This is a genomic window from Cytobacillus sp. FSL R7-0680 (assembly GCF_038009245.1).
GTDB classification, from domain to species: domain Bacteria; phylum Bacillota; class Bacilli; order Bacillales; family Cytobacillaceae; genus Cytobacillus; species Cytobacillus kochii.
In genome coordinates, this window is sequence record NZ_JBBPAO010000001.1 from 624,296 (window position 1) to 650,963 (window position 26,668).

A 26,668-nucleotide genomic window follows, 5' to 3' on the forward strand; every position below is an offset into this window, starting at 1 on the left:
TTAGAATCATCCCTGATTTTTATCAATAAGATGCAGTAATCATTTAGCCTAGTATATGCATAATTAAGGAAAGAGGTCATATAAAAAATGTGACCTCTTCTTTAATGTCAATTATGAATAGTAACTAACATTCATTAATCATTCATTCCATTCAGCAATTTTTTGATCTGATGGTAATGATAGGGTGAGGAACCCGATTAAAGGAAGTAACCCAGTGAACATCATCGTCTGGTTTATACCAACCCAGTCACTTAAATAACCTAATGCAATCGATCCAATTGCACCCATGCCAAATGCAAATCCAACTGTTAAGCCAGACATCATACCGATTTTACCAGGTACTAATTCTTGTGCATAGACAACTGTTACAGAAAAGCTAAGCATCAGTATAAAGCCTGTAAGTGCCAAAAATACAAACGCAATACTAGCTGGCACAAATGGAATGAGTATGGAAAATGGACAAGATAGGGCCAATGATAAAAATATAACTGTCTTACGTCCAAATTTATCTGCTAAAGGTCCTCCGAAGAAGGTACCAATAGCACCAGCTAATAAAAATACAAATAGCATTGTTTGTGCGCCGCTGATAGAGAATTCATAATTCTCAATTGCGTAAAAGGCATAAAAGTTTGTCATCCCAGAAACATACCAAGAACGGGCAAAAATAAGAATGAGCACAATAGCTAATGCTATTTTTACTGATTTAGTAAGTGGTTTATGTGCAGCTACCTTTTTCTTTGCCTTTTTATTAGCTGCTTGCAATCTTAGATTTTTAGCATACCAAATGGCAATATAGGCGAGAAAACAAACAGCTAAAAAAGCGGCAATAGTAAACCATAAAGCTCCTTTTTGTCCAAAAGGAACGAGTACCAAGGCGGTAATTAATGGGGCTAGCGATTGACCGCTATTTCCACCAACTTGATAAATGGATTGGGCTAATCCTCTTCTTGGACCAGCGGCCATGTAAGCAACTCTTGAGCCCTCAGGATGAAAAATAGCAGATCCTAATCCTATAAATATGACGGAAATGATAATCCATTCATACTTAGGCGCAAAAGCCAATCCAATGATACCGAATAAAGTAATGGTTAACCCAATGGGTAAGGCAAAAGGCATTGGTTTTTTGTCTGTCATGTTGCCAATAACAGGTTGAAGAACAGACGAAACAATATTTAATGCAAATGCAATCATCCCTAATTGGGTGAAACTTAGTCCCATTGATCTTTCTAAAATAGGGAACATTGCGGGGATTATCGCCTGAATGGCGTCATTTAGCAAATGACAAAGCCCAATAATAAATAAAATACGATAGCTAGTATTTCCTTGTTTAGGAAGGGCTTTAAGAGAAATAGCTTGGCTCATTGGAAGGACTCCTTTTATGTAATAATAATTCAATATACGAAATAATTATTGGAGTTAAATGAACAAAAATCAAGTCTTTCTTTAAAAAAATTGAAATATTCTAAAAGACATCCTTTTCAGTTACCATTTGTACTTCTATCCTCAAACATTAGTTGTATGTGAAATACAACTATTTTTCATCCTTTTTTATTTCTTATTGCTTGAAAGACTACGTATGTTAGAACTTAGTCGAATCCTATGACATTTAGCTATCATATAAAAAACAAAAAGTAGGAAATGGAAAAAATATAGGTTAATTCCTTTTTTATTAGCCTTTCCAGCAGAAGGAAACATATCCATCTTATAAGGGAAGCAAATCTTTTATAAGGCTTCCCTTATGATTGATATGTTTATGAATCAAATGAATGAGAATCTAGCGGTAAAATGATCGTCACAACTGTACCGTTAGAAGCACTACTTTCGATTGTGATTTCTCCCTTATTTGCTTCGACAATCCTTTTGCATACAACAAGTCCAAGACCTGTACCATAATCTTTAGAAGTGTAAAAAGGTTCAAAGATTCTGTCCATCTCTTTCTTTGGTATACCTACTCCAGTATCCTTAATGGTGAGATAACAATGATGAGCGCTTGTTGTGAGAGATATAGACAAATATCCATTACTACTCATTGACTCAAGAGCATTTTTGGCGATATTTAAAAACACTTGCTTCATTTGATCTTTGTTGCAATATATTCCTACGGGTTCTTCTGGTAAAGAATCTTCATAGTGGATATTGGCTAAGTTGGCTTCAGATTTAATAAGTGGTTCTAGTTCACGTATAATGTCTTGTACATAAATATGTTCTTTCTTTTCAATTGTCGGTTTCCCAAGAATAAGAAACTCACTAACGATTTCATTGATACGACTGATTTCATTATTTATAATAGAGAAATAATACTGATCTTCTTCTTGTTTATGTTTCTCTGATAATAATTGGATCAAACCTTTCACACCAGTAAGTGGATTCCTGATTTCATGGGCTGTACTTGCAGCTAAATTTCCCACTAGCTCTAGTTTCTGTATTTCATTTTCTTTCTCAGCATTTTTGGCATGTTTTTTTAACATGAAATATTTTATAAAGAAAAAGAAAATATGAAGTAATATAAAAAGGGGAAAGAAGAAGATTGCTGTACGCTTAAGTAAATTACCGCTAGCGACATCTGAAACACTCACTTCAATATTCCAAGGCAGACGATCAATTGGTAAAGTATAAACTTGATCATTCTTACCTATACCACCATTCATATTCATTATTTGCTTACCACTAGAGTTCGTAATGGATATGGAAGCATCAGGAGTAAGCATCCTCATAATATTTTGCATGTAATCTACTCTTAAATGTGCACCTACAATTCTTTCTAGTTGGAAATTAACATCGAGAATAGGGTTTGCAATCCCGATGACCTGTTGTTCAGGTGTTAATGTTTCCACTTCTTCGGATATAATTAAATCATTCGTGCGCATAATTTCTTGGATATACGGATCATTATTAAAGTCATGATCCTTTAATAATTCTGATGTTCCTGTTTCGAAGGTACCTGTTGCGTCAAGGAGAAACATGCTGCCATATCTCATGTCAGTTAATTGTGTGCTTCTTACTACTTCTCGAACAGTTTCCATATCATTTTGAGCGTCAATTGATAATGCTAAAATATCTAATGTGGTAACTGTTTCAGAGATGAATTGATCCCAGTTTTTTTGATGAATGGTTGCAATCCACTTTGCGTCATTTAATCTTTCTGTTTCATCACGGTCTGTTACATAATGATAAATAGTAAGCATTCCTAGAATAGACGGCATAATAACTATAATTACATATAGGAAAAAATTATTCTTTCTTTTCATTTTCTTTTTCTTCTCCATAAAATCGGATCCATGAGTATTTTTAGTAAAAATATAGAAATTGACAGTATGCTGTTCGTTACTTATAATTAGTTTGAATTCAATAATCTCTATTTTAAATTATTTTTAGGAGGATTGGAGACATGACAGAATCTAGCCAATCACTCAAACTATATATTGTGCTTTCAAGAGCGAATAGAGCGATTAATGAAATTGTTAATCGTAAAATTCAAACCTATGGATTAAATCCAACTGAATTTGCTGTACTAGAATTACTATATCATAAAGGTAATCAACCTTTACAGCAAATAGGTGGTAAAATTTTGCTTGCTAGTGGAAGTATTACGTATGTAGTTGACAAATTAGAAAGTAAAGGGTATTTGCGAAGAGTTGCATGCCCGAATGATCGAAGAGTGACTTATGCTGAAATATCGGAAGATGGTAAGGCGTTTATTGAAGACGTATTTCCAGGCCACGAAGAGTATATTCATGAATTAATGAGTGAATTAGATGCAGAAGAAAAAGAGACAGCTATAAAATTAATAAAAAAACTCGGGTTATCTATTAGTAATCGATAAAAACGGTTCATACAGAATCGTTTTTTTCTTTTATTATAGAGTTGTGAACTTTAGTGAAGTAATTCTATGTTAAAAGAAAATTGAAAATTTCTAATTAAATTTAATCATTGTTGGTCGCTACTTAAGTCCTGAGCATAATTTAATAATAAATATGCAGGATTTTATAATCTATTATAGAAAGAGTTAACTTGCTTAAAATTTTTTTCTTCATGAAAAACATACAAATTAGCGATTATTACTTGGAGGTGTAGGGAATGAAATTTCCTGAATATGAATACAAAAGGCCGCAAATGGACAAAGCAAAAGTTCAATTTGATGCTGCACTACTGGCATTTAAACAAGCAAAAACAGCTGAGGAACAAATAGAAGCGATGAAAAAGATTAATCGTATACGAAATAAATTGTATACGATGTTAAATTTGGTTATGATCAGGCATTCGATTGATACGAATGATGAATTTTATCAACAAGAACAAGATTATACAGATGAGATAGGCCCAGAGATAGAAGGACTTAGTACACAATTTTACGAAGCACTAGTGCAATCTAAGTTTCGCGAAGAGCTCGAAAACAAATGGGGCAAACAGTTATTTGCTTTAGCAGATAGTGAATTGAAAACTTTCAAGCCGGTAATTGTACCATTACTACAAAAGGAAAATAAACTGACAAGTGATTATAATAAGTTGATCGCTTCCGCAAAAATAAATTTTGATGGCAAAGAATTAACATTAGCGCAGCTAGATCCATACATAGAATCGAAAGACCGCCAACTAAGGAAAGAAGCGAGTGCGGCTAAGTTCCAATTTTTGGCGGATAACGAACATAAACTAGACCAAATCTATGATGACTTAGTTAAAATAAGAACAGAGATTGCTCATCAATTAGGGTATGAAAACTTTGTTGAACTAGGGTATTATCGAATGCTTAGAATTGGATATGATGCCAATATGGTTGCAAAGTTTAGAAAACAAGTGGAAGAGTTTATTGTCCCGATAGTCGCTAAATTAAAAGAAAGACAGCGCGTAAGAATTGACGTGGATTCATTAAAGTATTTTGATGAACCGTTTAATTTTCTTTCTGGCAATCCAATGCCTAAAGGCTCTTCCGATTGGATTATTAATAAAGGGCAAACGATGTATCAAGAACTTTCACCAGAGACAGGCGAATTTTTTGATTTCATGATTGATAATGAATTAATGGACTTACTCGCGAAGAAGGGGAAAGAAAGTGGAGGCTATTGTACATTTATTGAGGATTACCAAGCACCATTTATCTTCTCTAATTTTAATGGGACATCAGGGGATATTGATGTTTTAACACATGAAGCAGGTCACGCTTTTCAAGTTTACGCAAGCAAAGGTTTTGAGATTCCTGAATATATATGGCCAACACATGAAGCGGCAGAGATACATTCAATGAGTATGGAGTTTTTCACTTGGCCATGGATGGATACGTTTTTTAAAGAAGATGGAGACAAATATCGCTTTGCCCATTTAAGCAGTGCCCTAATTTTCTTGCCTTATGGCGTAGCTGTTGATGAATTTCAGCATTGGGTTTATGAAAACTATCAAGCTACTCCAGCGGAAAGAAAAGCAGCATGGAGAAAGATTGAGAAAAAGTATATGCCTTATAAAGATTATGAAGACAACGAGTATCTAGAAAGAGGCGGTTATTGGCAAAGACAGGGCCATATTTATAGCTCGCCATTTTATTATATAGATTACACGTTAGCGCAAATTTGTGCCTTTCAATTTTGGCAAAAATCACAAGAGAACCATGAAGAAGCTTGGAATGATTATCTTCATTTATGTAAACTTGGCGGTAGCCAATCATTTATAGGATTAGTATCTGAAGCAAATCTGATTTCTCCTTTTGAAGATGGTTGTGTAGAATCCGTTGTTGGATCAATTGAGAAGTGGCTGAATCAAGTCGATGATAAAAAACTTTAAAGAATGATGTGGAAAAAAGGAGAGGCAACAAACCTCTCCTTTTTTGATGAAATTATCCTTTTATCGAATGACAATCATATCTTCTTTTAAAACTGCGGTTAATTCGCTTTGTTCTTCCTCATCAATAATTTTGTCAGCAATCTTATCTTCTAATTGTTCCTGAATGACCCTTCTGAGAGGGCGGGCACCGAATGCAGGGTGATAACCTAATTGTGCCAATTTTGCTTTTACCTCATCTGTCACACTTAGGTGTATATTAGATTGTGCTAAGATTAAATTCAATTCTTCTAATAGTAAATCAGTGATAATAAGAAGATGCTCTTTGGTTAATGATTTAAATTCAACAATATTGTCAACTCTGTTTAGAAATTCAGGTTTAAAGAATTGTCCTAATGAGTCGAGTATACTTGCTTCATTCCAAGCGTTGTTATCCGTTGCAAAGCCGACTTGGACTTCTTTTATTTGAACACCGGCGTTACTTGTCATAATAATAACGGTTTCGTTAAAGTGTACAGTCCTACCTTGACTATCTGTTAAGCGACCATCTTCAAGTATTTGTAGAAAAAGGTGCTGCACATCGGGATGTGCTTTTTCAATCTCATCTAATAGGATAATGCTATACGGATTTCTACGTACTTTCTCTGTTAATTGTCCTGCTTCTTCATGACCAACATATCCTGGAGGAGAACCAATAATTTTCGCTACACTATGTTTTTCCATATATTCACTCATATCAAGTCTTATCATAGATTCTTTTGTACCGAATAATTCTTCAGATAATGTTTTCGTTAATTCTGTTTTACCAACACCTGTTGGTCCGACAAATAAAAACGATCCGATAGGTCGATGTTTAGATTTAAGACCTGCACGACTTCTTCTAATAGCTTTTGCTACTTTTTCGACTGCTACTTCTTGGCCAATAACTTTACGGTTTAGATTTTCTTGTAAATGTTTCATCTTAGATTGTTCATCTGTCATTAATTTTCCGATTGGTATACCGGTTTTATCTTCAATGATTTTTTGGATATGTTCGACTTCTACTTTCGCTCTTTCTCTTGTGTTTGAACCAAGAGCCTTCTCCAATTCTGTTTCTTTATCTCTTAATTGAGCTGCTTCTTCATACCTTTCTTCTTTAAGCAACTGTTCTTTTTGCTTTGCTATTTCTTTTAAACGCAATTCAATATCCTCATCAGATGAAACACCTAATGTTAGGTTTAATTTTGAGCCAGCTTCATCCATAAGGTCAATTGCTTTATCTGGTAAGAAGCGGTCTTGAATATATCTTGACGATAGTTCTACACAAGCTGTGATGGCTTCCTCTGTATAAATAACATCATGGAAGCTTTCATAATTGTCTTTTAATCCTTCGAGGATATGTCTTGCTTCCTCTAAACTTGGTTCTTTGACGTGAACTGGTTGGAATCGTCTTTCTAATGCTGCATCTTTTTCTATTTTTCTATATTCAGAAAGAGTAGTTGCCCCAATTAATTGCATCTCACCACGTGCTAGTGCAGGTTTTAAAATATTGCTAGCATCCATTGATCCTTCAGCTGAACCCGCACCAACTAATAAATGGATTTCATCAATAAAAAGGATTATGTTTTTTCGTGTTTGTACTTCATTTATTAGTTGTTTCATTCTTTCTTCAAATTGACCTCTAATACCTGTATTCGAAACAAGGGAGGCCACATCTAACAAGTAAACTTCTTTATTGAGTAATTTCTTTGGTACATCACTATTAGCTATTTTTAGTGCAAACCCCTCAGAGATAGCTGTTTTCCCCACACCGGGTTCACCGATTAATACTGGATTGTTTTTACTTCGTCTATTTAGTATTTCAATTACTCGTGCTATTTCTTTATCTCGACCAATCACGGGATCAATGAGACCCGCTCTAGCCATTTGCGTTAAGTTTTTAGCGAATTGATCAATGAATCCACCACTACCACTTTGTTTTCTTTGAGATGGTTCATTCGGTTGTTGACTTTGATGATGAGCATTTTGCTCATTTGTCAATTGTTTAAAAAGATCATCGAATGGTATAAAACCTGAGAAACCATTCATCGTCGGACCAAAGGCAGGAAGAGATTGTTTTTCATTCTCGTAACAGCTTTGACAAAGACGAATGGTTGTCTCCTTACCATTAATCGCATATCTCATATTGACATTCGCTTCATTTTGTTTGCATGCTTGACATTTCATTAAAGTTTCCTCCTTTTGACTTTGACTAACTTTGACCTTATGAATACAGTATACTTTGACCTTATTTGACTTTCAAGTATTTTGATTATCTTTTTTATTAAAATTAGAAAAAAGGTATTCCGTAAGAAAAAGCTCGTCTTTGTTTGTCCTTCTTTACATATATTGTGGAGAAGGAGGAGATCGACTTGACGAAAATTAATTGGGGAGCTTCCTTTCAAATCGCAGCAGTTTATGTAGGGACTGTTGTTGGCGCAGGGTTTGCAACTGGGAGGGAAATCGTCGAATTCTTTTCGAGATTTGGTTTTATTGGTTTAATTGGGATTTTAATGAGTGGATATATATTTGTGTTTTTAGGATCAAAACTAATGATCATTGCTGCAAAAATAAATGCAAGATCTTTTCAAGAGTTAAATACACATTTGTTTGGAAAGCATTTTGGTTTAATTATCAATGGATTAATGCTCATCATGTTATTAGGTGTCTGTGCTGTTATGCTTTCAGGTGCAGGTGCTGTGTTTGAAGAACAACTAGGGTTATCTAAATCAATTGGTGTGGTATTTACAATTGCTTTATCAATTATAACAATGCTTGTAGGTATAAAAGGATTATTTGCCGTAAACGTTGTTGTCGTTCCTATGATGATCAGTTTTAGTTTCATCTTATTGTTTTTCTCTATTCAACAGCCTTTCTTTTTAGAAAATATTTTATATATTCCTTTTGCTGAGGATGGTTGGAAATCAGTTGTATCTCCATTTACGTATGCCGCATTTAATTTAATGTTAGCGCAAGCTGTGTTAGTTCCAGTTGCTTCGGATATTAAAGATATACATACGATTAAATGGGGAGGATATTTTGGTGGGATTGCACTAACAATGATTTTAGTTTCTAGTCATTTGTCATTGGTGAATATTCCTAATTTAGAAAGTTATGAAATCCCTATGGCAGCTATTATGAAGTCACTTGCGTCTTCAATATATTGGATATTCGTATTTGTTATTTATGGTGAAATATTTACTTCAGTAATTGGAAACGTTTTTGGAGTGGAAAGGCAAATTCGGCAATATTTTAATATTCCTACGGTTGTAACAGTGATTGGGATTTTTACCATCTGCTATTTCGGTTCATTCATTGAATATGGAGAACTGCTTTCCTATTTATATCCTTTATTTGGTTATATTAGTTTAACATTTATCATCTTATTATGGATGAAAAAAGAGACTGACAGCTAGGACAGTCTCTTTTTTTATTAATTTGTATGAATCGTTTTTGCCATTTCTATAAAAGCATCTTTATAGTTAGTATCTTCATTCTTATTAAATAAAGTCAGCTTTACTTGGGCTGAATCATTGTGGATAATAAATGCCGTTACTGTATCGGTTTCAGATGAAGCTTCCATCATAACAGCATCTTTGAAAAAGTCATCTTGAGGAAGAGAAGGATGCTCTACTTCTTCGTTAACAGATTGAAGTTGGATCATTGTATTCTTCTCAAGTTGTTTCATGTCTACTTCTTCAGGAAGTACCTCAATTCGCATAAACACCTCAGATTGATCATTTAAATGAAGGATATCTTTATTTGGTTCCTCTGCAGTTAAGGTGAAATCAGGTAAAACATGTAAAGAAAACGCTTGATTGTCACTTTCTTTAAGAAAAGCAGTTTCTTCTTTTGTTTCACCGTCTATTTCATATGATAAATTTTCCTCCATCACGCGAATTTCATTTTCACTTTTTTGGCTATCTTCTTTGTTTTCATTTTGATTTTGATCTTCATCTTCATCTACTTCTTCATTTGGTGGATTACTATTATTATTTTCACCATTGCCATTGTCTGTTTCTGATGTTCCGCATGCTGCTAATAGAAAGATAGCTAAGGGAACAGTTAACAATTTTAAAAAGTTCTTCAAAACAAATTTCCTCCCTAAGTTACGTGATCAAAGCATTAGACGAGAAATGCTGCGTACTTGTTACAATTTTCCTCTAATAATTTTGGATGGAGCTAATAGCTAAGAAATAGTAAATATATGCTTACGACTATTTTACAAAATCTTTCTGGTTATACTAGAGGAAAGAATACAAAAAGGAGCAAGGAAAATATAATATGTGAAGTGATAAGTAAAACAATGCTTCTTTTCCAAAGGTAAATGGTTCCCCAATATAATCCTGCTATTAATGCTGCCAGTACCAGAGCCCATGAGCCTGAATAAAACTGTACAGAAGCAAAAAGAATAGAAGAGATGCCAACAGCAAGAAAACCATTGGTATAGTTCATTACCCTCTTTTGTACAAATCCACGCCAGAAAATTTCTTCACCTGGAGCGAAAAGAACTATTAATAACAAATACTGCCATATATTCTTAGCTCCATAATAACTATAGAGCTTTGCAACAGGTTCTGTGATCGAGAGGCCAATAAAACTTAATCCTGTATAACCTAACCAAAAAATGCCATATAGAAAAACCCCTGATAAAGTACCCCATAATAAGTTTTGGGTAAAGGTTTCTTGATGATCTAGTTCTATACTTATAATGGCAAAACTAATAAGAAATAACATGGTGGCACTAAAGATATACCAGAAGATTGATTTGTCCTCAAATGTGAAATACATTAGTACATGTGCAAGGACGATCCCGACAATTAAGCGAATGTCAGGTGAATTCTTACGCATTTCATATAACCCCTTTCATGCAAGCCAATCATTATTCTATCAAAAAAGCAGTAAAAAAAATATGATTATCTCATTTGAGGATTATATTTATGACGAATATATGTCAAAGAGAAAGAAAAGGTTGAGTATATAGGTAGAACTGGAGTAGAGAGATGGTATGGGTGATAACTATATATTCTGTCTGAAGGAACTAGATGTTAGCATCGCAACTTTCATTGATGTAGGAGTAGCAGAAACAAAAAAATCCAAACAAATCTGAATTCTTATGAAGGAATTCACTTTGTTCGGACTTTTCTTTTTAATGAAATGTCGATTATTTTATAGTTATTTCTCGGATTTATATTAATTTTCTTGGACAATTTTATAGTTTTTATGATTTACTACTGTCCTGTGTTCTAATTCTAAATCTCTGTAGTTTTCCATATAGCTCAAGTCAACGATGACGGAGTTCTCATTTACTTTTTCGACAATGCCTCTTAAGCCATCTCTAAATTCAATAATGTTTCCAACTTCAGCTTTTTTCACATAAATTGCCCCTTTTCTTTCCAAATTTTTTGTTAATAACCATTTTGCACTAAAACTGTTTATTCGTAAAGGAATTTACACTAATAATACGAAAAATACAAACCCTTTTGTGTGAAGCGTCTACATTTTCCACCTTTGCTGTCATCCATAGTTCTTACGTTGATTTATAGATATAACCTAAATCTATTTGATTCTCTTTAAAAGAGCGCATTTTTTTTATAAAATAGAAGGAAGCAGAGGTGAATAATATGGATGCATCATCAATAGATGAAATCATAAACAAATTAAAGAACAAAGAGATTGAAGAGTACTATGTGAAAAAAGAAGATTTTTTAACTTTTCGCTCCGTCATTGTAAAAAGGGAAGATTTTAAATACATTAGAGGAATTGCACAAAGAGGTGGGGATGTTATTTATCAATATTTAACTGAACCTAGAAGTTAAAAAAGGTTTGTTTTTTATACATGTGATATAGTAAAAGAATCCTAAAAAATATGTTATTCTAATGGATATCTATATTACATATAAGAGTGATGAAAAAGGAGATCGATGAAAATGATAGAGAAAAAATTTATTGTAACTTCACCAACAGGAATTCATGCTAGACCAGCCACACAATTGGTGCAAACAGCGAGCAGATTTACTTCAGATATTCAATTAGAGTATAAAGAGAGAAAAGTAAATCTAAAATCGATTATGGGTGTAATGGCATTAGCAGCTGGCAAAGGTGCGGAAATTACTATTATCGTTGATGGTAACGATGAAGAGGCAGCTATTGAACAACTTGCTACAATGCTTAAAGAAGAAGGTCTTGCGGAATAATGGCTTTCTTACAAGGGATACCTGCATCAGAAGGAATCGCTATTGCAAAAGCTTTTCGCTTTGAGCCAATTGATGTGAAGATCGAGTGTAAAAAGGTCGAAAACAGTACGATAGAAGTTAACCTTTTTTATGAAGCACTCGAAAAAACCGTTGATGAACTAAAGCAAATTAAAGAGCATGCGAGTACCGAGGCAGGAATTGAAAATGCTACAATTTTTGATGCACATCTTCTTGTTTTGAGGGATCCGGAATTAATTGAACCAGTGATAGATCGGATAATGAAGAAACAGTATAATGCAGAATTTGCTGTGAAAGAAATAACCGATCACTATATTCATTTATTATTACAAACTGAGAACGAGTATTTAAAAGAAAGAGCAGCAGACATTAAAGATGTTGCCAATCGATTGCAGGCACATCTTTTAGGGATACCTGTTTTTGACCCAGCCATGGTGACGGAAAATGTAATTATTGTATCCGAGGATTTAACACCATCAGACGCAGCACTTTTGAATCCTAGCAAAGTGAAAGGGGCAGTGACAAATGTGGGAGGTAAAACCTCTCACGCTGCCTTCATTGCCCAATCACTTAATATTCCCTCTGTTGTGGGTACAAAAACGGCCTTAGGTGATATCGAGAATGGTGATGTACTTGTCGTTGATGGGTATACTGGTATCGTTCATATTAACCCGACGCCTGAATTGATTGAAGAATATGAAAAGAAACAGGAACAGACTTTAAGAGATTTGTCCGAACTATCTTGGTTAGCAAAAGAAAGAACGATTTCACTCGATGAGCAATATTTCTCTATTGTTGGAAATATCGGTAGTATGGAGGAAGCAAAAGGGGTTATCGAGCATGGGGGAGAAGGAATCGGCTTATTTAGAACCGAGTTTCTTTTTATGGAAAAAAAGCAATTACCGACTGAGGAAGAACAATTTCACGTTTATAAATCGGTTCTAGAGTCTATGGATGGCAAACCGGTAGTTGTTCGTACTATTGATATCGGTGGCGATAAAGAACTGCCATATCTAAAATTATCAAAAGAAATGAACCCTTTTTTAGGCCTACGAGGAATACGCTTCTGTTTAGGTGAACAATCAATTCTACGGACACAGTTACGCGCATTAATAAGGGCAAGTGCGTTTGGAACATTAAAGATTATGTTTCCTATGGTTGCTGTAATTGAAGAGTTTAGACAAGGCAAGCTTATGTTCAAAGAAGAATGTGAGAAACTGATAGAAGAAGGGGTAGAGATTGGTCATATAGAACTTGGTATGATGGTCGAAATTCCAGCTACGGCACTAATGATTGAGGCATTTGCAAAAGAAGTTGACTTTATCAGTATTGGTACAAATGATCTCATTCAGTATACATTGGCTGCCGATCGATCTAATGAGCAGGTTTCGTATTTATATCAACCTTACCACCCTGCTATTTTACGACTCATCAAAAATGTCATTGATGCTGCCCATAAAGAAGGGAAATCCGTCAGTATTTGCGGTGATATGGCGGGCAATGAGGTCGCAATACCATTATTAGTGGGAATGGGCTTAGATGAGTTCTCTGTTCACTCAGCAGCCATTATTAAGACCAGAGCGCATATACGTAAGTTAAATAAGGCAGAGATTGAGAAAAAAATAGATATTCTCCTTAATTTGCCGAATGCTGTTGAAATTGAATCGGCACTAGAAAATTTTTTCTATAAAAAGTTATAAAAAATGGTTTAGGTTCTGACTGATGCGGGTAATTCTTAAATATGCACTTAAGAAAACCTTAAGTCAGCTAAATCATTCTCATTTTCCCCTTATTAGCTAGCCGATTGGCTAGCTTTTCTTTTGTTCTAAATATGGTGTATTAGGGTAATTATGTGAGGATATTTTTTATCTCGTTCAATAAGAGTATATGGTAGATAAAAAAACCGAACAAAGGTATTGTTCGGTTCAATAATTTTGCTAAAAACTTATTAGTTACAACGATTTTATTGATTTATTTCTTTTGAATTGTGATTGTCCAAGCTGCATCTCCAAGTTGTTCATAGTTGGTTACTTGGTGACCAGCTTCTGCAGCCCAGCGTGGAAGACTTTCAGTTGCTTGTGTACAATCAAATTGAATAATTAGTTCATCTCCTGATTGGATCAATTCAATTGCAGACTTTGCTTCCACTAATGGAAATGGACAAACTTGACCCATTACTTCTAATGTTTTTTGCATGTTTGTTTCCCCCTATACAGCTTGTTGTGATGTCGTACTTTGAGAAGCACGTCTTTTCTGTGGTCTAACATAGACAAAGTAGGCAGCGGTCCAAGTACCAAAAATAATAAATAAGAGACCGATCCATCCTTGCCATGTCATCATTGAAGTCATTACTAGTCCATTGCCTATTGAACAGCCACCGGCAAGGCTAGCTCCAAACCCCATCAATAATCCACCAATAAAACTATTTATACCTGTTTTTTTATCAGGCATTCTAAAACGAAATTCTTTGCTGCCTTTGGCTGCGATAAATGATCCTATGAAGATTCCTAATACAAGAAACACTCCCCAGTTAATAAATGCAGCATCACCAATCACTAAATATTGTAGAATGTTAGCAGATGGTGTTGTAATGCCTAAACCAAACATTCTACCTGTAGCAGCGCTTAGTGGCCATGCAAGGAGAGCGATTAGCCCAACAAGAATTGCAGTGACAAATGGATGCCATCTTTTTTCAAACAATAAATGGCTAAGTCCAGTACGTTTAGGTTTTAAAGATGGTATCGCAATTTTGGGCTTTCTAAGCTCTCGATAAACAAGACCGCCAGTTATAAGTAATAAAGCGATAATGAAAATCCAGTTGCTTATACCAAATGTAGCAGCAATTGAGTTTTCCGGTAAAGTAATTGAACTTATTTCTGTATTTAAAGGTGCGAGTACGCCTGTTTTCATAACCGCAGCCATTACCATATAAGCGAACAGAGCAATCCAGCTACCTAGTAAACCTTCTCCCGCTCGATACCATGTACCAGTCGCACAACCACCGGCTAATACGATGCCGATACCAAATACAAAAGAACCAAAGATAACTCCTAACCAAGCGAAATTACCAGCAGTGAAATCGATGATTCCTAATTGAATAAGAGTAAACACGCCAATACTTTGCACGCAAATAGCAATGAGTAAGGCATAAAACATTCGATTATCTTTTGCGATGAACATATCACGGAAGCCCCCTGTTAAACAGAAGCGCCCACGTTGCATAACAAAGCCTAATAACGCACCGCAAATCAATCCAGTTATTAACATTTGTATCATATTTATCCCCTCTAATTCCGAGTAAACTTATAAGCCTTTACGAATTATGATGATAAAGGATAGACAGAAATATTGTCAAGGGTTTTTTAAATAAATGAAAATAGATGTATGAATAATTGTTGTTAAGTTTGACAATAACTGGATTAATCGTATCTGGAAGGGGAGTAGAAAATGTTGAGTCGTCGAATATTTATCGTATGCTTTCTCTTTTTTCTTAGTGGATGTACGAGTAATGATCAGCAATCAATTATTAATCATCACGCAGATGCTTTATTGACGAAAACAAATGAATTACAATTTAGATTTCAGTTAAATGATAAAGTGTTATTAGAAGAAGAAGCTTATGTCATTAAAGTCAATATTCATAATAAAGAACTAGCCTTAGCTTTAGGGGCAGATGAAATCTTTTATGGTAATGAAAAAGGGCAAGCGGTAGAAGTGATTGAACCTGAAGGGAATAAAGATTTCTTCATCTATATGGAACCCATACCACTACAAAAAGATTTACATGTTTTTGACATTGAAAATATGATTGAGAATCAAGCAGTTTCTATCGAAATAATCAATAATGAGCATAGTGTGGCGAAGGGTTATTTAACTCATTTTTCTTCACAACTTTGATAAACCGTTATCTTTCAAATAGTAAATATAAATGATAGAATAATCAATATATTTATTTTGAAGGAGAGAGAGAATGAATAAAGAAGAGACGAAGATTGGTTTTATTGGTACAGGAGTGATGGGGAAGAGTATGGCTCTCCATTTGATTAAAGCAGGCTATACAGTCCTGGTCTATTCACGTACAAAAGAAAAAGCAGCTCAATTAATATCTCAAGGGGCTAGTTGGATTCATTCACCTAAAGAATTAGCCAAGCAAGCAAACATTGTTATTACTATGGTTGGCTATCCTGATGATGTGAAATCAATCTATCTAGGTGAAGAAGGATTAATTGAAAATGCAAATCCACATACTTATTTAATCGATATGACAACGTCAACGCCTACTCTTGCGAAAGAAATTGCTGAAAGGGCAAAACAAAAAGAGATTTATGCAATTGATGCGCCTGTTTCAGGTGGAGATATAGGTGCTAAAAGTGGAAAATTGTCTATTATGGTGGGTGGTGAAGCTACTGCCTATCAGGCAATTTTACCAATTCTAAAATATATGGGCGAAAACATTGTCTATCAAGGAGTTGCTGGAGCTGGACAACATACAAAAATGGCCAATCAAATAGCAATAGCCTCGAATATGATCGGTGTTTGTGAGGCGATTATTTATGCAGAAAAAGCAGGATTAAATAGTGAGAACGTATTAAAAAGTATCACTAGTGGGGCAGCTGGGAGCTGGTCACTTTCTAATCTTGTCCCACGAATGATTTCTGGTGATTTCTCTCCAGGTTTTTATATAAAACACTTTATTAAAGATATGACAATTGCCTTAGATGAAGCGGAAAAAATGGGAATGGAAACACCTGGCCTAAGGTTAGCGCGAGAAATGTATGAAAAATTAGCTGCTGAAGGAGAAGGGGATAGTGGAACACAGGCATTATATAAATATTGGGAAAGATAGTTTTTTATAAAAAGAAAAGCTTTGTCGGCAGGAAGTGGGCCGACAAAGCTTTTTTATTGTTTTTCAAGAAAAGAAGCTAATCGATTTAAACCCTCTTCCAATGTAGTCATTGAATAGGCAAAAGATAATCTAAAATAACCTTCCCCGTAAGAGGAGAAAGCACTGCCAGGCACGACAGCGACACCTGATTGCTTCACTAATTGTAAACAAAAATCGAATGAGGATATTTGTTTCGATGGAATTTTTACAAAAAAGTAAAACGCTCCGTTCGGTTTAACCACCTCAAGATTCATCGCTTTTAGGCGCTGAAAAACATAATCCCGTCTTTTCTTATATTCTTCCTTCATGGGGAGAGCATCATCTATCCCTTTTGTTAATGCTTGTAGCGCAGCCATTTGCGAGATAGATGAGGCGCAAGTCACATTATATTGATGAACTTTTAAGATATGCTTAGCTATTTTCTCTGGAGCAAATAATAACCCGATTCGCCATCCAGTCATGGCATGTGATTTTGATAAGCCGTTAATGACAATGGTTTGCTCTTTTAATATTGAGCCAATGGAGAAATGTTGCGAATCAAAGCTTAACTCACTATAAATTTCATCTGCAACAATAAAAATATCTTTTCCTCTTATTAGATGCGCAATCTCTTCGATTTCACCTTTAGATAAACTGACACCAGTTGGATTTGATGGGTAAGGTAAAATAATTGCTCTTGTGTTTTCATTGATAAGAGGAAGTATGACGCTTGCTGTCATTTTGAATTGATTTTTTGTTATATCTGCATAGACGGGTGTTGCCCCGCAGAGGCGAATAATAGGCTCATAGCCGGGATAAACCGGGCCAGGAAGAATAACCTCACAATTTTCATCTAATATTGTTCTTAAAGTAATATCTATTGCTTCACTAGCTCCTGAAGTAACAATCACTTCAGTTGATTCATCATAATCTAACTGATATTTTTCTTTAACAAAATTAGTTGCTGCTGCTCTTAATTTCAAATCGCCCGCATTATGTGTATACGATGTATAATCTTCATCAATCGCTAATTTAGCTGCTTCTTTTACATGTGTGGGTGTGGAAAAATCAGGTTGTCCGATAGTCAAAGAAATCATATCTTTTGTATCTGAGACCATATTAAAGAATTTTCTAATACCCGAAATTTCAATGGATTTAACTTTTGGATTAACTAAATGTTCCAATGGATTCACCTCAAATTAAAAATAATGAGAACGGTTCAAACATATTTATATGTAGTGTAGTTATACAAACCATTTGCGAAAAAAGATTTATTTTAATTGATTTTGTTGTCTTTCTACATTGATTCTTTTCCGAATACATGGTTTTATCTCTTTATTGTACAAAAGTTTTCCTATAGGATAAACCTTTTTCTTATGTAGCTTTATTTACAATTTCTTAACTGCTAATAAATAAGGTTTTAGAAAAAAGAGATAAAATAAATTCTAAAAAATGGTATGATGAAAGAAAAAATTACCTAATTTTAATTTGCAAATGTAGAGGGGAGAATGAGAGTGGAAATAGAAAGAGGATTAAAAAAGAAAAAAGGAAATCAATCGTGGAAGGCATATTTAACCTTACCCATTATTTCATGGGCATTATATGATTTTGCCAATACGATTTTTTCCTCCAATATTAATACCATTTTTTGGCCATTTTATATGCAGGAAATTATCGGGAATAATGAAGTACAAGAACAATTAGCGAATACTTTTATTGCTTACGCGAATTCAATAGCCAGTTTTTTATTGGTGATTTTTAGCCCATTGTTTGGTGTCCTCATTGACAGAACAGGGAGAAAGAAAAAATATATCGTTATCTTTACCTTGTTATCTGTAAGCTTTACCATTTTAATGGGCATATTTGCAGAGGTAAATTTGACAAGTACCATCATGGGTGTTCCTTTGTATTTAGCCCTCGTAATAGTCTCATTTATTATAGCGAAGTTTTTCTTTCATTCAAGTCTTGTTTTCTATGACACGATGATAGCTGATTTAGGGAAAAAAGAAGATGTTCCTCTTATATCTGGATTTGGTGTTGCTATAGGATATTTAGGTACATTACTAGGGTTAACTGTATATTTATATGTAGGAAACAGTGATTTCCATCATGCTTTTATTCCAACTGCCATTTTATTTTTATTATTTTCATTACCTTTATTCTTTTTTATAAAAGATAATCCGAAAAAAGTACAGGTCGAAAACAAAGCTTCTTTCTTGTCAGGATATAAGGAGATTTATAAAACTTTTAAAGAAATAAAATCACATCGGGTAATTTTTACATTTATGATTGCTTACTTTTTCTTAAATGATGCCTTAGCAACAACAATCGCAATGATGGCACCTTATGCGAGCACCATTGTTGGCTTTTCTGCAGGAGAATTTATCCTACTGTATTTAGTTTCAACTGTATCAAGTATTATTGGCTCTTTTATTTTCGGTTATATTACCAAATCAGTTGGTGCTTATCGGGCCATTAGATATGTGAGTCTGCTCCTATTAGTTGCTTTAATAATCGGTACTTTTGCCGTTAATGCCTGGATGTTCTGGATAGCTGGTAGTATGTTTGGAATCGCTCTAGGATCCATGTGGGTAACATCGAGAACTTATATTGTCGAACTTACACCAGAAGATAAGAGAGGCCAGTTTTTTGGATTATTCGCGTTTTCCGGCAAAGTCTCATCGATTATTGGCCCGTTTATTTTCGGAACGATTACGTATCTGCTTGCTTCTCACGGTAGTATAGCTAGTAGGTTTGGGATGGGCTCCTTAATCGTCTTAACGCTAGTGGGATTATTCTTCTTAAATAGGATTAAGCCTGAAGAGAACTAAAAATCTACTTCTTCTTATCTATACTTATTGTTTTTAGCCGATATAAGCTAAGGGTAAGAAAAAGATTGAGAGGAAGACGTTTATATGATTTCAGAGAGACAATCAGTTGTAGAAAGCGGCATGAATGAACTAGAAATAATTGAATTCAAAGTAAATAATCAACATTATGGAATGAATGTTTATAAGGTGAAAGAAATTGTTGCACCATTGGCGATTACGCCTATTCCACATGCCCATCCATTTATTTTAGGGATTACACAACTAAGAGGTGAAGTTTTGCCCGTTATTAGCTTAAGAAATGCATTGGTTTCCAATCAAGACTCGTATACACAAATTGTTAAAGATGACAGTAGTTTTCTCATTGTAGAGTTTAATAAGCAAAAGGTAATATTTCACGTAGATGAAGTAAGGCAGATTCATCGTCTGTCATGGGATCAAATTGAAAAACCTGATGATATTTATAATAATGATAATAGTTATACACTTGGCGTAGTAAAACAATCAGAAAATATGATTCTAATGCTTGATTTTGAAAAAATCCTGACTGATATCAATCCCAATATTGGTTTCTCCAAAGATGATTTACAAGCGGATATTGCTGGTGATAAAAAGAATGCGAGAATTGTTATTGCTGAAGATTCCCCAATGCTACGCAGTATATTAAAAGAAACATTAAATAAGGCTGGCTTTCAGCAGTTACTTTTCTTTGAAAATGGAGAAGAATGTTATAACCATTTAGCATCTGATAAAAATAAAGTCGATCTTGTTATTACTGATATTGAAATGCCATTAATGAATGGTCATTTTCTGACAAAATATATTAAGCAAGATAGTAAACGGCAATCCACACCTGTAGTTATTTTTTCATCGCTTATTACGGAAGATCTTCTACATCAGGGAAAGAAGGTTGGTGCAGATGCACAAGTAAGTAAGCCTGATATCCAAAACCTTGTAAACGTCATTTTAGAGTTATTGTAAATAAAGTGACAGGTGCACATTATTGCTTGGCATTTTCTCATTTACTTGTTTGTTTAAGCTTAGAATTTAATTAGATTCCATTTTTATCTCTAGTAGAATTGGATTTTCTCCAATATAAAAACCGAACCATTTGCTGTGACCTCACGTAAGTAGACAGGTTAAGATATCTGAATACTTACGGGAGAGTGCCAATTGGTTCGGGTTTTTTTGGTGTATAGCTTTGTTTAGGTAGAATAAACTAGACTTCAATCACTTCATTTTTATTTAAAAAGGTAAGGTACTATTTTAGAAGTAGGATTCCCCTAGTTTTTTAAATACAGGTTTTTCATATTTATTTGATTTACGATTATTTGGATGATGTTGGCCTTCTTTTAAACCGGTATAAGTCATGAGTAGCTTTTTGGCTTGGCTTAAAGAAATAGAGGAGCGTGGATTTCTTACTGACGAGTCCAGGTTTCCTAAATGGGGCAACGCTGTAAAATCCATTTTTGAAGGTGGTAAGTGAAAGGTGTAGGCACCACACTTAATTAATACGTCTGATTGTTGTTGGCTATTTTTTGGGTTTCGTGAATAATGTAGACCAATCTTTTTTGCTTTACCCTCCTTCAGAAGTTTTTGTAGCGAATCATGTTTCACTTTATATAAAAACTTCGGATTTGGAGCCGTTTTGGCGTGACGGTTAACGGTGAAGATTGCTTGTGAGAGGTTTTCTACCGTTGGTTTTAACTGAGGGTGGTGCTCATTGCTTGCAGAGTTCAATTGAAGTACTCCTTTCATATTTTAGAAAAAATTAAATTATTAGTATACATTATACCCCTTTTTAAGGAAATACAAAAGGGTAAGTTCAAATACGCTATAATTTATTAAGTAATAACGACTGAGGTTCCATTGGGAACTAAACTAGCTAATTCAAGCACATCACTATTATGCATTCTAATACATCCTTTCGAAACAGCTTTACCTATTGAACTCGGGTCGTTTGTGCCGTGAATGCCGTATCCCTTCTTAGAGAGTGATAGCCATAATGCCCCAAAAGGACCTCCAGGGTTTGGTTCACGGTTAACGATAACGAATTGACCTACAGGTGTAGTTGTTAACATCTTACCAACTGCAATCGGATATGTTTTCACTAATTGTCTGTTTTTGTATAAGGAAAGCGTTCTTTTTTCTTTGGATACAACAATAGAATAGGGAATATCTGATGAATTAGGGAGTCCAGGAATTATTATTTGTTGCCCGATATAAATAACTGATGGATTAACAATAGCAGGGTTTGCTAATAGTAATTGGTGATAGGGTATACGGTAATTTGCGGCAATCAGCTGCATCGATTCTCCAGGTTGAACAATATGATACATTTCCGATCCATCCTTTCTAGAGAAGGGTACCATATATATATGATAGGAGAAGTTGTAACATACATTTTTTTAAATGAATAGGAATGTGGTGGATTATTTTTAAGGTGAGCTTTCATTTTAATGAATAACTCACCCAATATAATAAAAAAAACGATGTTATTGACTTTTCAAAGTAAAGATTGTTAGTTCGGGCCGACAGAGAAAACGAAAAGGTAGTCTTGTTGTCCCAATTCCTCTATTAACGTATAATTTAAGTGGTTTTTCATCCCCTACATCATAAAAACCTTCATAATAAACTTCTCCAAAGGGTGGCTTTACCAGTGCACCAATGAAGGGGATTTGAATTTGTCCACCGTGACTATGGCCGCTAAATTGAAAGTCTACATGATATTGACTTGCTTCATCAGCTAAGTCAGGGGCATGTGATAGAAATATATGATACCCGTCATTAGGTATGTCCGCAAAAGTAGTTTGGAAATTTGGTTTACCGAGCATCGCATCATCAATGCCTGAAATATATATGCTCTCATTATTAATGGTTACTTTTTTACTCTCGTTAAGTAAAACCTCAAATCCCGACTCTTCCATTATCTCTCTGTAAATATCAGAACCATATCCACCGTGATCATGATTGCCATAGATAGCAAATTTACCAATCGATGCATGAAGTTTTGATAATATGGGACTAATTTGATTGATGTAAGGATACTCATTAGGTTTGTCCATTAAATCTCCAGTGAAGAGAATTAAATCAGGCTGGAATGAGTTAATTTTATTCATTAATTTTTTGAGTTCATTTAAGTCATAATGAAAGCCTAAATGTGTATCACTGAATTGTACAACTTTTAAATTATGAAAAGAGTGGGGTAATTGAGATTTGATGATGTTATGATGATTTACTTGTAAATATTTCGGCTCAATATCACGTGCATAAAAAAAGCCACCAGTACCGATAGCGGCTAGAGCTACGAAAGATCCCATACTTTTTTTTAAAAAACTTCTCCGAGTCATTTTATCTGCCATTACATTATACCAACCAATCTCTTTAATATACTCTCTCATACTATCAAATATATGAACGAAAAAACAGCAAAGACCAATATTTCCAATCATTGATAACAATTTGTAATAATTAACTAGAAAAAATTGTAAGGGTGTATAGGTTAATAGTTTTTACACACATATATATAATTTTAATTTTCGACCTATTGGCAATATGTAGGGGAGAATATGATATAATGGGATATCGTATTAAAAGTTCAGATAAATGGGAGTGCCACTTTATGGAACCATTAGAAATCTTACAAGACAGCAAACATATTATGCCGTATTTTTTTCCGATATTTAGTGCGGATGAGCATAGAATTATCGGTTATGAAGTGATTGGTAAGTTTATAACTGAAAATAATGAGATTGATTTTAAGTCATTTTTAGCTGACGATTCCATACCAGAAGAATATCGTAATAAAGTCGATGATATTTTGCTGGAAAAAGCGTTAGAGCATGCTATTCAAATGAAAGATGATGTAATGATATATATTAATCGAAATGTTGATTTGCTATTAAATCAAGATAGTGAGCATCTACTGAATATTTTAAAACAATATGAGGATCAAGGTATTGCGTTAGATCGAATTGTCATCAGTATGACGAAAAGAACACCTATCGATGATGATTTTGACTATTTGGATCATTTCATTAGTTATTATCGTACATATGGCATTAAAATTGCCATCGATAATTTAGGAGAAGCGAATAATAATTTAGAGCAGATTGGGAAGTTAGCACCAAATATTTTAAGAATTGATTTAAAAGCTTTACGTTCTTCATCAAATAATCATCATTATCAAGAAATTCTTTATTCTCTATCGATGTTAGCCAGAAAGATTGGTGCAACATTATTATTTGAAAATATTGATATGGATTTTCAGTTACAGTTTGCTTGGAGAAATGGTGGGAGATATTACCAAGGAGACTATTTACATAAAGCTGGAAGTGTATTTGTTGATCGAGATATCTTGAAGGAAAAATTAAAAGAAAAATGTCATCAATTTATCACCTATGAAAAGAAAAAATTGCACTCATTACACACGATAACTGAAAAGTTTAACGAAACGATGACAGAATACTTACAGAAAAACCATGTATATGAATCTTATGTGCCATTCCTGACAAAACTAGCAACGAAGTTAGATCATGTTGCCTTTAGGTTATATATTTGTAATGAAGATGGTTTTCAACAAACACCAAATATTTTTAAGAAAAATAAGAATTGGATACAACAAGATGAATACCTGCATAAAAATTGGAGCTGGAGACCATATTTTTTAGAGCATATAATGAGAATGAAAAGTAATAAAAAAGGTTTATTGTCAGATTTGTATACAGATATTGAGACGGGAGAAACAATTAGAACTTTTTCTTTTCCGTTAACAGCAACAGAGTATTTATTCGCAGATCTTTCCTATGATTTTTTATATGAGAGAGACGGGCTATTATAGGTAAAGGCAATATCAACCAGCATAATTCATACTTTAGCGCACATCCTATCTTTACTAGAACGTATTATGTAAAGGAGTGAAATAGGGTGAGCGGCTGGTTAATTGCTTTAATAGTTATTTGTTTAGTTCTCATCGTTTGGTCATTGATATCCACTTCATCTATATTAAAGGAAAAAGCATCAACGAATAAGGAACTGGATGCAGACATCCCCGATGAGGTGAAGAAAAGACCTTATTTATTCAATCCTATCCTTGTCGTCTATGTTGTTTTTTTTGTTGCCTTAGCAGCCATTACAATCTTTTACGTTTTTCGATAATTTCGTCTAAAAAGGCTTCCTCTTTTGACCTGGAAGCCTTTTTTATTCATTGATTATTCTTCTATATCTAATAATTCTTTTAGCTTTTCTAAATTAAATCCGCTAATCACTTCGTTTTCGATAACGACCGTTGGGGTTGAGTAGGAATGATATGTTTGTGTTAGTTCTTTCATTGCTTTAGGGTCTTTTTTAATATCTTTTTGTTCAAAAGAAAATCCGTAGTCTTTTAAAAACATTTTAGTAATTTCACACGGTGGGCATTCTGGTTGTGTATAAATAGTAATTGATTTCACGTACAATCATTCCTCCTGAAAAGTCGAACTTTGAAAAAATCTGGACTTTTTTTATTCTTTTACTTGTGTAATCATACCATATTAATTATCCTGTTAATATTGGCATGTGAAAAAAACGGTTTAGTAACCGCTTTTTTAGAAGTAGGATAAAAACATGCCTAGAGAGAAACCTTAAGTTATAGGGTTGTTTTGGAAAGGAGATAAACAATTGTCACAATTACAAGGCATATTGACTAGATTAAAGAATTTACAAGAGCAGGCAACTGGCTCAGAACCCACACAGAGATTTTTTGAGGTGAATGGTGAAAGAAAATGCCAAGTTACTTATCATCCGAAAAACGAAACATTCGAATTGGAAGTTTACAATGACAAAGAGAAGCCTAAACGTTATCAATTTGATAATGTTGATATGATAACAATTGAAGTGTTCGAGCTCATTCAGTAATCATACCCTTATAAGCGGAGAGACCAACTAAATGGTCTCTTTTTTTTTATTTGATATAAAAATTACGGGTAAGGAAGGCAAAACTTATCACCACACCACCTGCACTTGCTTACGTAGGGATACAAAAAAGCGAACATTCAAGATGATATTCAATCCTCCAAAATACAATGAGGGGCTAATAAATGAATGAAGCAACAGATAAATTATATTTAGAGAGTAAAACATGTTATCGAGTTAAATAAGGATTTGTCTTCTTCATTCCCATCGGCTAAATAATTTCATCGTTCTTCGGTCATTCTATAAAAGAGGTGATGTTGATATGGTACCAGAGGTTATTTGTCCAAACTGTGATAGAAGAGCGAAGATGGATAAAACACTTACTGCGCAATCAAACCAAAACTTGATTTTTCATTGTCCTTACTGTCAATATCGTAGTAGAAATATTCATACAAGTAAAGGATAGGTTTATGGGGTAAATATAAGGCAGATATGAGGAAACTATGATAAAATCATAATTGAATACAAATCATTAAAGTTTGAGGAGTTTTCAAATTATGATCAGTCTCCACAGTGAAGAGTTTTTAGAAATTGATATTAAAGACTTGCTCATTCCTTCAGAGCGAGTGGCACATGTTCAAATCGGCAATAATTTAGAGCACACCCTTTTAGTTTTGACGAAAAGTGGTTACACAGCTATTCCTGTCTTAGATCCTCACTATAAGCTCCATGGATTGATTAGCACTCCAATGATTATGGAATCTATTCTTGGGTTACAGAGAATTGAATTCGATCAATTGGAAGAAAAGCGTGTAGAAGAATTTATGAATCATGATGTACCACGCCTAAATATTAATACTTCTCTTAGAAATGCCACAGGACTATTAGTCGATCATCCATTTATTTGTGTTGAAGATGATGAAGGGTACTTTGAAGGTATTCTTACCCGTAGATCCTTATTAGTTCAACTGCAAAAAGCATTGCATAGCAAAAAGAAGAAGGACTAAAGAGCTCCCAAAAGATATTGGGAGCTTCCGTCTGTCAAGATTATTCCCCCACTTGCCCGAATGTGAAGGTGAGTG

Annotated in this window: 27 protein-coding genes; 14 read left to right on the forward strand and 13 right to left on the reverse strand. The window is 34.2% G+C overall.

Annotation, left to right across the window (positions count from 1 at the left end):
- Positions 1-138: 138 nt before the first annotated feature.
- Together MKY26_RS03255 and MKY26_RS03260 are read right to left on the reverse strand one after the other, a co-directional pair.
- Positions 139-1,362 carry an MFS transporter gene (locus tag MKY26_RS03255; RefSeq protein ID WP_095369718.1) on the reverse strand — a complete coding sequence of 408 codons (1,224 nt, stop codon included), beginning with the start codon at positions 1,360-1,362 and terminating at the stop codon, positions 139-141.
- 389 nt (positions 1,363-1,751) lie between these two features.
- Positions 1,752-3,248 (reverse strand): ATP-binding protein, encoded by a 1,497-nt coding sequence (locus MKY26_RS03260; protein ID WP_328197224.1) that lies wholly within the window; start codon positions 3,246-3,248, stop codon positions 1,752-1,754.
- A gap of 140 nt (positions 3,249-3,388) precedes the next feature.
- Here MKY26_RS03260 and MKY26_RS03265 point away from each other — a divergent pair, with 140 nt between their 5' ends.
- Together MKY26_RS03265 and MKY26_RS03270 are read left to right on the forward strand one after the other, a co-directional pair.
- The gene (locus MKY26_RS03265; protein WP_095369716.1) at positions 3,389-3,823 is read left to right on the forward strand and encodes a MarR family winged helix-turn-helix transcriptional regulator; all 435 of its coding nucleotides are present in this window, start codon (positions 3,389-3,391) and stop codon (positions 3,821-3,823) included.
- 254 nt (positions 3,824-4,077) lie between these two features.
- Positions 4,078-5,772: a M3 family oligoendopeptidase gene (locus tag MKY26_RS03270; protein WP_341092104.1), complete on the forward strand. Its 1,695-nt coding sequence runs from the start codon at positions 4,078-4,080 to the stop codon at positions 5,770-5,772.
- A gap of 60 nt (positions 5,773-5,832) precedes the next feature.
- Here the strand turns inward: MKY26_RS03270 and MKY26_RS03275 are convergent, their stop codons facing one another.
- The gene (locus MKY26_RS03275) at positions 5,833-7,974 is read right to left on the reverse strand and encodes an ATP-dependent Clp protease ATP-binding subunit (protein WP_341092105.1); all 2,142 of its coding nucleotides are present in this window, start codon (positions 7,972-7,974) and stop codon (positions 5,833-5,835) included.
- Between the two features lie 185 nt (positions 7,975-8,159).
- Here MKY26_RS03275 and MKY26_RS03280 point away from each other — a divergent pair, with 185 nt between their 5' ends.
- Complete coding sequence (locus MKY26_RS03280; protein WP_233435265.1) at positions 8,160-9,203, forward strand: YkvI family membrane protein; 1,044 nt, start codon at positions 8,160-8,162, stop codon at positions 9,201-9,203.
- Positions 9,204-9,220: 17 nt separating this feature from the next.
- On the opposite strand, the gene MKY26_RS03285 is transcribed toward MKY26_RS03280, so the two are convergent.
- The 3 genes from MKY26_RS03285 to MKY26_RS03295 all read right to left on the reverse strand — a co-directional run bounded on the left by MKY26_RS03285 (position 9,221) and on the right by MKY26_RS03295 (position 11,163).
- Positions 9,221-9,877, reverse strand: coding sequence for a hypothetical protein (locus MKY26_RS03285; RefSeq protein WP_341092108.1), 657 nt, complete (start codon positions 9,875-9,877; stop codon positions 9,221-9,223).
- A gap of 149 nt (positions 9,878-10,026) precedes the next feature.
- The gene (locus MKY26_RS03290; RefSeq protein ID WP_307314702.1) at positions 10,027-10,638 is read right to left on the reverse strand and encodes a CPBP family intramembrane glutamic endopeptidase; all 612 of its coding nucleotides are present in this window, start codon (positions 10,636-10,638) and stop codon (positions 10,027-10,029) included.
- 342 nt (positions 10,639-10,980) lie between these two features.
- Complete coding sequence (locus tag MKY26_RS03295) at positions 10,981-11,163, reverse strand: YkvS family protein (RefSeq protein ID WP_095369711.1); 183 nt, start codon at positions 11,161-11,163, stop codon at positions 10,981-10,983.
- Between the two features lie 248 nt (positions 11,164-11,411).
- On the opposite strand from MKY26_RS03295, the gene MKY26_RS03300 reads away from it, so the two are divergent.
- The 3 genes from MKY26_RS03300 (at position 11,412) to ptsP (ending at position 13,702) form a co-directional block, all read left to right on the forward strand.
- Positions 11,412-11,606, forward strand: a complete 195-nt coding sequence (locus tag MKY26_RS03300; protein WP_307314814.1) for a hypothetical protein — start codon at positions 11,412-11,414, stop codon at positions 11,604-11,606.
- A gap of 111 nt (positions 11,607-11,717) precedes the next feature.
- Positions 11,718-11,984 carry a phosphocarrier protein HPr gene (locus MKY26_RS03305; RefSeq protein WP_095369710.1) on the forward strand — a complete coding sequence of 89 codons (267 nt, stop codon included), beginning with the start codon at positions 11,718-11,720 and terminating at the stop codon, positions 11,982-11,984.
- On the forward strand, positions 11,984-13,702 hold the full coding sequence (gene ptsP / locus MKY26_RS03310; RefSeq protein WP_370873303.1) for a phosphoenolpyruvate--protein phosphotransferase: 1,719 nt from the start codon (positions 11,984-11,986) through the stop codon (positions 13,700-13,702). Before MKY26_RS03305 ends, ptsP begins: the two co-directional genes overlap by 1 nt.
- A 271-nt stretch (positions 13,703-13,973) precedes the next feature.
- Here ptsP and MKY26_RS03315 read toward each other — a convergent pair whose 3' ends face one another.
- Positions 13,974-14,198 carry a sulfurtransferase TusA family protein gene (locus MKY26_RS03315; protein ID WP_341050661.1) on the reverse strand — a complete coding sequence of 75 codons (225 nt, stop codon included), beginning with the start codon at positions 14,196-14,198 and terminating at the stop codon, positions 13,974-13,976.
- 12 nt (positions 14,199-14,210) lie between these two features.
- Positions 14,211-15,278, reverse strand: a complete 1,068-nt coding sequence (locus MKY26_RS03320; protein WP_341092111.1) for a YeeE/YedE family protein — start codon at positions 15,276-15,278, stop codon at positions 14,211-14,213.
- Positions 15,279-15,449: 171 nt separating this feature from the next.
- Between MKY26_RS03320 and MKY26_RS03325 the strand changes: the two genes are divergently transcribed.
- Positions 15,450-15,899, forward strand: a complete 450-nt coding sequence (locus MKY26_RS03325; protein ID WP_341092113.1) for a hypothetical protein — start codon at positions 15,450-15,452, stop codon at positions 15,897-15,899.
- A 73-nt stretch (positions 15,900-15,972) separates the two neighbouring features.
- The gene (locus tag MKY26_RS03330; protein WP_307314695.1) at positions 15,973-16,848 is read left to right on the forward strand and encodes an NAD(P)-dependent oxidoreductase; all 876 of its coding nucleotides are present in this window, start codon (positions 15,973-15,975) and stop codon (positions 16,846-16,848) included.
- Between the two features lie 53 nt (positions 16,849-16,901).
- Here MKY26_RS03330 and MKY26_RS03335 read toward each other — a convergent pair whose 3' ends face one another.
- Positions 16,902-18,050 carry an aminotransferase A gene (locus tag MKY26_RS03335; protein WP_322909196.1) on the reverse strand — a complete coding sequence of 383 codons (1,149 nt, stop codon included), beginning with the start codon at positions 18,048-18,050 and terminating at the stop codon, positions 16,902-16,904.
- 330 nt (positions 18,051-18,380) lie between these two features.
- Here MKY26_RS03335 and MKY26_RS03340 point away from each other — a divergent pair, with 330 nt between their 5' ends.
- A complete protein-coding gene (locus MKY26_RS03340; RefSeq protein ID WP_095369703.1) occupies positions 18,381-19,697 on the forward strand; it encodes an MFS transporter in 1,317 nt (438 codons plus the stop codon).
- Between the two features lie 84 nt (positions 19,698-19,781).
- A complete protein-coding gene (locus MKY26_RS03345; RefSeq protein ID WP_095369702.1) occupies positions 19,782-20,675 on the forward strand; it encodes a chemotaxis protein CheV in 894 nt (297 codons plus the stop codon).
- 285 nt (positions 20,676-20,960) lie between these two features.
- Here the strand turns inward: MKY26_RS03345 and MKY26_RS03350 are convergent, their stop codons facing one another.
- The 3 genes from MKY26_RS03350 to MKY26_RS03360 form a co-directional block, all read right to left on the reverse strand.
- The gene (locus MKY26_RS03350) at positions 20,961-21,452 is read right to left on the reverse strand and encodes a YkyB family protein (protein WP_180316977.1); all 492 of its coding nucleotides are present in this window, start codon (positions 21,450-21,452) and stop codon (positions 20,961-20,963) included.
- Between the two features lie 86 nt (positions 21,453-21,538).
- A complete protein-coding gene (locus MKY26_RS03355) occupies positions 21,539-22,033 on the reverse strand; it encodes a L,D-transpeptidase family protein (protein ID WP_307314687.1) in 495 nt (164 codons plus the stop codon).
- 156 nt (positions 22,034-22,189) lie between these two features.
- Positions 22,190-23,146 (reverse strand): metallophosphoesterase, encoded by a 957-nt coding sequence (locus tag MKY26_RS03360; RefSeq protein WP_341092116.1) that lies wholly within the window; start codon positions 23,144-23,146, stop codon positions 22,190-22,192.
- A 125-nt stretch (positions 23,147-23,271) separates the two neighbouring features.
- Between MKY26_RS03360 and MKY26_RS03365 the strand changes: the two genes are divergently transcribed.
- Positions 23,272-24,534 carry an EAL domain-containing protein gene (locus MKY26_RS03365; protein ID WP_341092118.1) on the forward strand — a complete coding sequence of 421 codons (1,263 nt, stop codon included), beginning with the start codon at positions 23,272-23,274 and terminating at the stop codon, positions 24,532-24,534.
- 86 nt (positions 24,535-24,620) lie between these two features.
- Positions 24,621-24,851 (forward strand): hypothetical protein, encoded by a 231-nt coding sequence (locus MKY26_RS03370; protein WP_095369698.1) that lies wholly within the window; start codon positions 24,621-24,623, stop codon positions 24,849-24,851.
- Between the two features lie 53 nt (positions 24,852-24,904).
- On the opposite strand, the gene MKY26_RS03375 is transcribed toward MKY26_RS03370, so the two are convergent.
- Positions 24,905-25,144 carry a glutaredoxin family protein gene (locus MKY26_RS03375; protein ID WP_095369697.1) on the reverse strand — a complete coding sequence of 80 codons (240 nt, stop codon included), beginning with the start codon at positions 25,142-25,144 and terminating at the stop codon, positions 24,905-24,907.
- Positions 25,145-25,352: 208 nt separating this feature from the next.
- Here MKY26_RS03375 and MKY26_RS03380 point away from each other — a divergent pair, with 208 nt between their 5' ends.
- Positions 25,353-25,589 (forward strand): YkuJ family protein, encoded by a 237-nt coding sequence (locus tag MKY26_RS03380; RefSeq protein WP_095369696.1) that lies wholly within the window; start codon positions 25,353-25,355, stop codon positions 25,587-25,589.
- A 554-nt stretch (positions 25,590-26,143) separates the two neighbouring features.
- A complete protein-coding gene (gene cbpB / locus MKY26_RS03385) occupies positions 26,144-26,593 on the forward strand; it encodes a cyclic-di-AMP-binding protein CbpB (protein WP_095369694.1) in 450 nt (149 codons plus the stop codon).
- Positions 26,594-26,668: the final 75 nt, after the last annotated feature.

What these genes read in the sequence shown, in the direction of transcription:
- MKY26_RS03255 (WP_095369718.1), bottom strand. Translation starts at nt 1,362, where the DNA reads ATGAGCCAAGCTATTTCTCTTAAAGCCCTTCCTAAACAAGGAAATACT.
- MKY26_RS03260 (WP_328197224.1), bottom strand. Translation starts at nt 3,248, where the DNA reads ATGAAAAGAAAGAATAATTTTTTCCTATATGTAATTATAGTTATTATG.
- MKY26_RS03265 (WP_095369716.1), top strand. Translation starts at nt 3,389, where the DNA reads ATGACAGAATCTAGCCAATCACTCAAACTATATATTGTGCTTTCAAGA.
- MKY26_RS03270 (WP_341092104.1), top strand. Translation starts at nt 4,078, where the DNA reads ATGAAATTTCCTGAATATGAATACAAAAGGCCGCAAATGGACAAAGCA.
- MKY26_RS03275 (WP_341092105.1), bottom strand. Translation starts at nt 7,974, where the DNA reads ATGAAATGTCAAGCATGCAAACAAAATGAAGCGAATGTCAATATGAGA.
- MKY26_RS03290 (WP_307314702.1), bottom strand. Translation starts at nt 10,638, where the DNA reads ATGCGTAAGAATTCACCTGACATTCGCTTAATTGTCGGGATCGTCCTT.
- MKY26_RS03300 (WP_307314814.1), top strand. Translation starts at nt 11,412, where the DNA reads ATGGATGCATCATCAATAGATGAAATCATAAACAAATTAAAGAACAAA.
- MKY26_RS03305 (WP_095369710.1), top strand. Translation starts at nt 11,718, where the DNA reads ATGATAGAGAAAAAATTTATTGTAACTTCACCAACAGGAATTCATGCT.
- ptsP (WP_370873303.1), top strand. Translation starts at nt 11,984, where the DNA reads ATGGCTTTCTTACAAGGGATACCTGCATCAGAAGGAATCGCTATTGCA.
- MKY26_RS03315 (WP_341050661.1), bottom strand. Translation starts at nt 14,198, where the DNA reads ATGCAAAAAACATTAGAAGTAATGGGTCAAGTTTGTCCATTTCCATTA.
- MKY26_RS03320 (WP_341092111.1), bottom strand. Translation starts at nt 15,278, where the DNA reads ATGATACAAATGTTAATAACTGGATTGATTTGCGGTGCGTTATTAGGC.
- MKY26_RS03325 (WP_341092113.1), top strand. Translation starts at nt 15,450, where the DNA reads ATGTTGAGTCGTCGAATATTTATCGTATGCTTTCTCTTTTTTCTTAGT.
- MKY26_RS03330 (WP_307314695.1), top strand. Translation starts at nt 15,973, where the DNA reads ATGAATAAAGAAGAGACGAAGATTGGTTTTATTGGTACAGGAGTGATG.
- MKY26_RS03345 (WP_095369702.1), top strand. Translation starts at nt 19,782, where the DNA reads ATGATTTCAGAGAGACAATCAGTTGTAGAAAGCGGCATGAATGAACTA.
- MKY26_RS03350 (WP_180316977.1), bottom strand. Translation starts at nt 21,452, where the DNA reads ATGAAAGGAGTACTTCAATTGAACTCTGCAAGCAATGAGCACCACCCT.
- MKY26_RS03355 (WP_307314687.1), bottom strand. Translation starts at nt 22,033, where the DNA reads ATGTATCATATTGTTCAACCTGGAGAATCGATGCAGCTGATTGCCGCA.
- MKY26_RS03360 (WP_341092116.1), bottom strand. Translation starts at nt 23,146, where the DNA reads ATGATTGGAAATATTGGTCTTTGCTGTTTTTTCGTTCATATATTTGAT.
- MKY26_RS03365 (WP_341092118.1), top strand. Translation starts at nt 23,272, where the DNA reads ATGGGATATCGTATTAAAAGTTCAGATAAATGGGAGTGCCACTTTATG.
- cbpB (WP_095369694.1), top strand. Translation starts at nt 26,144, where the DNA reads ATGATCAGTCTCCACAGTGAAGAGTTTTTAGAAATTGATATTAAAGAC.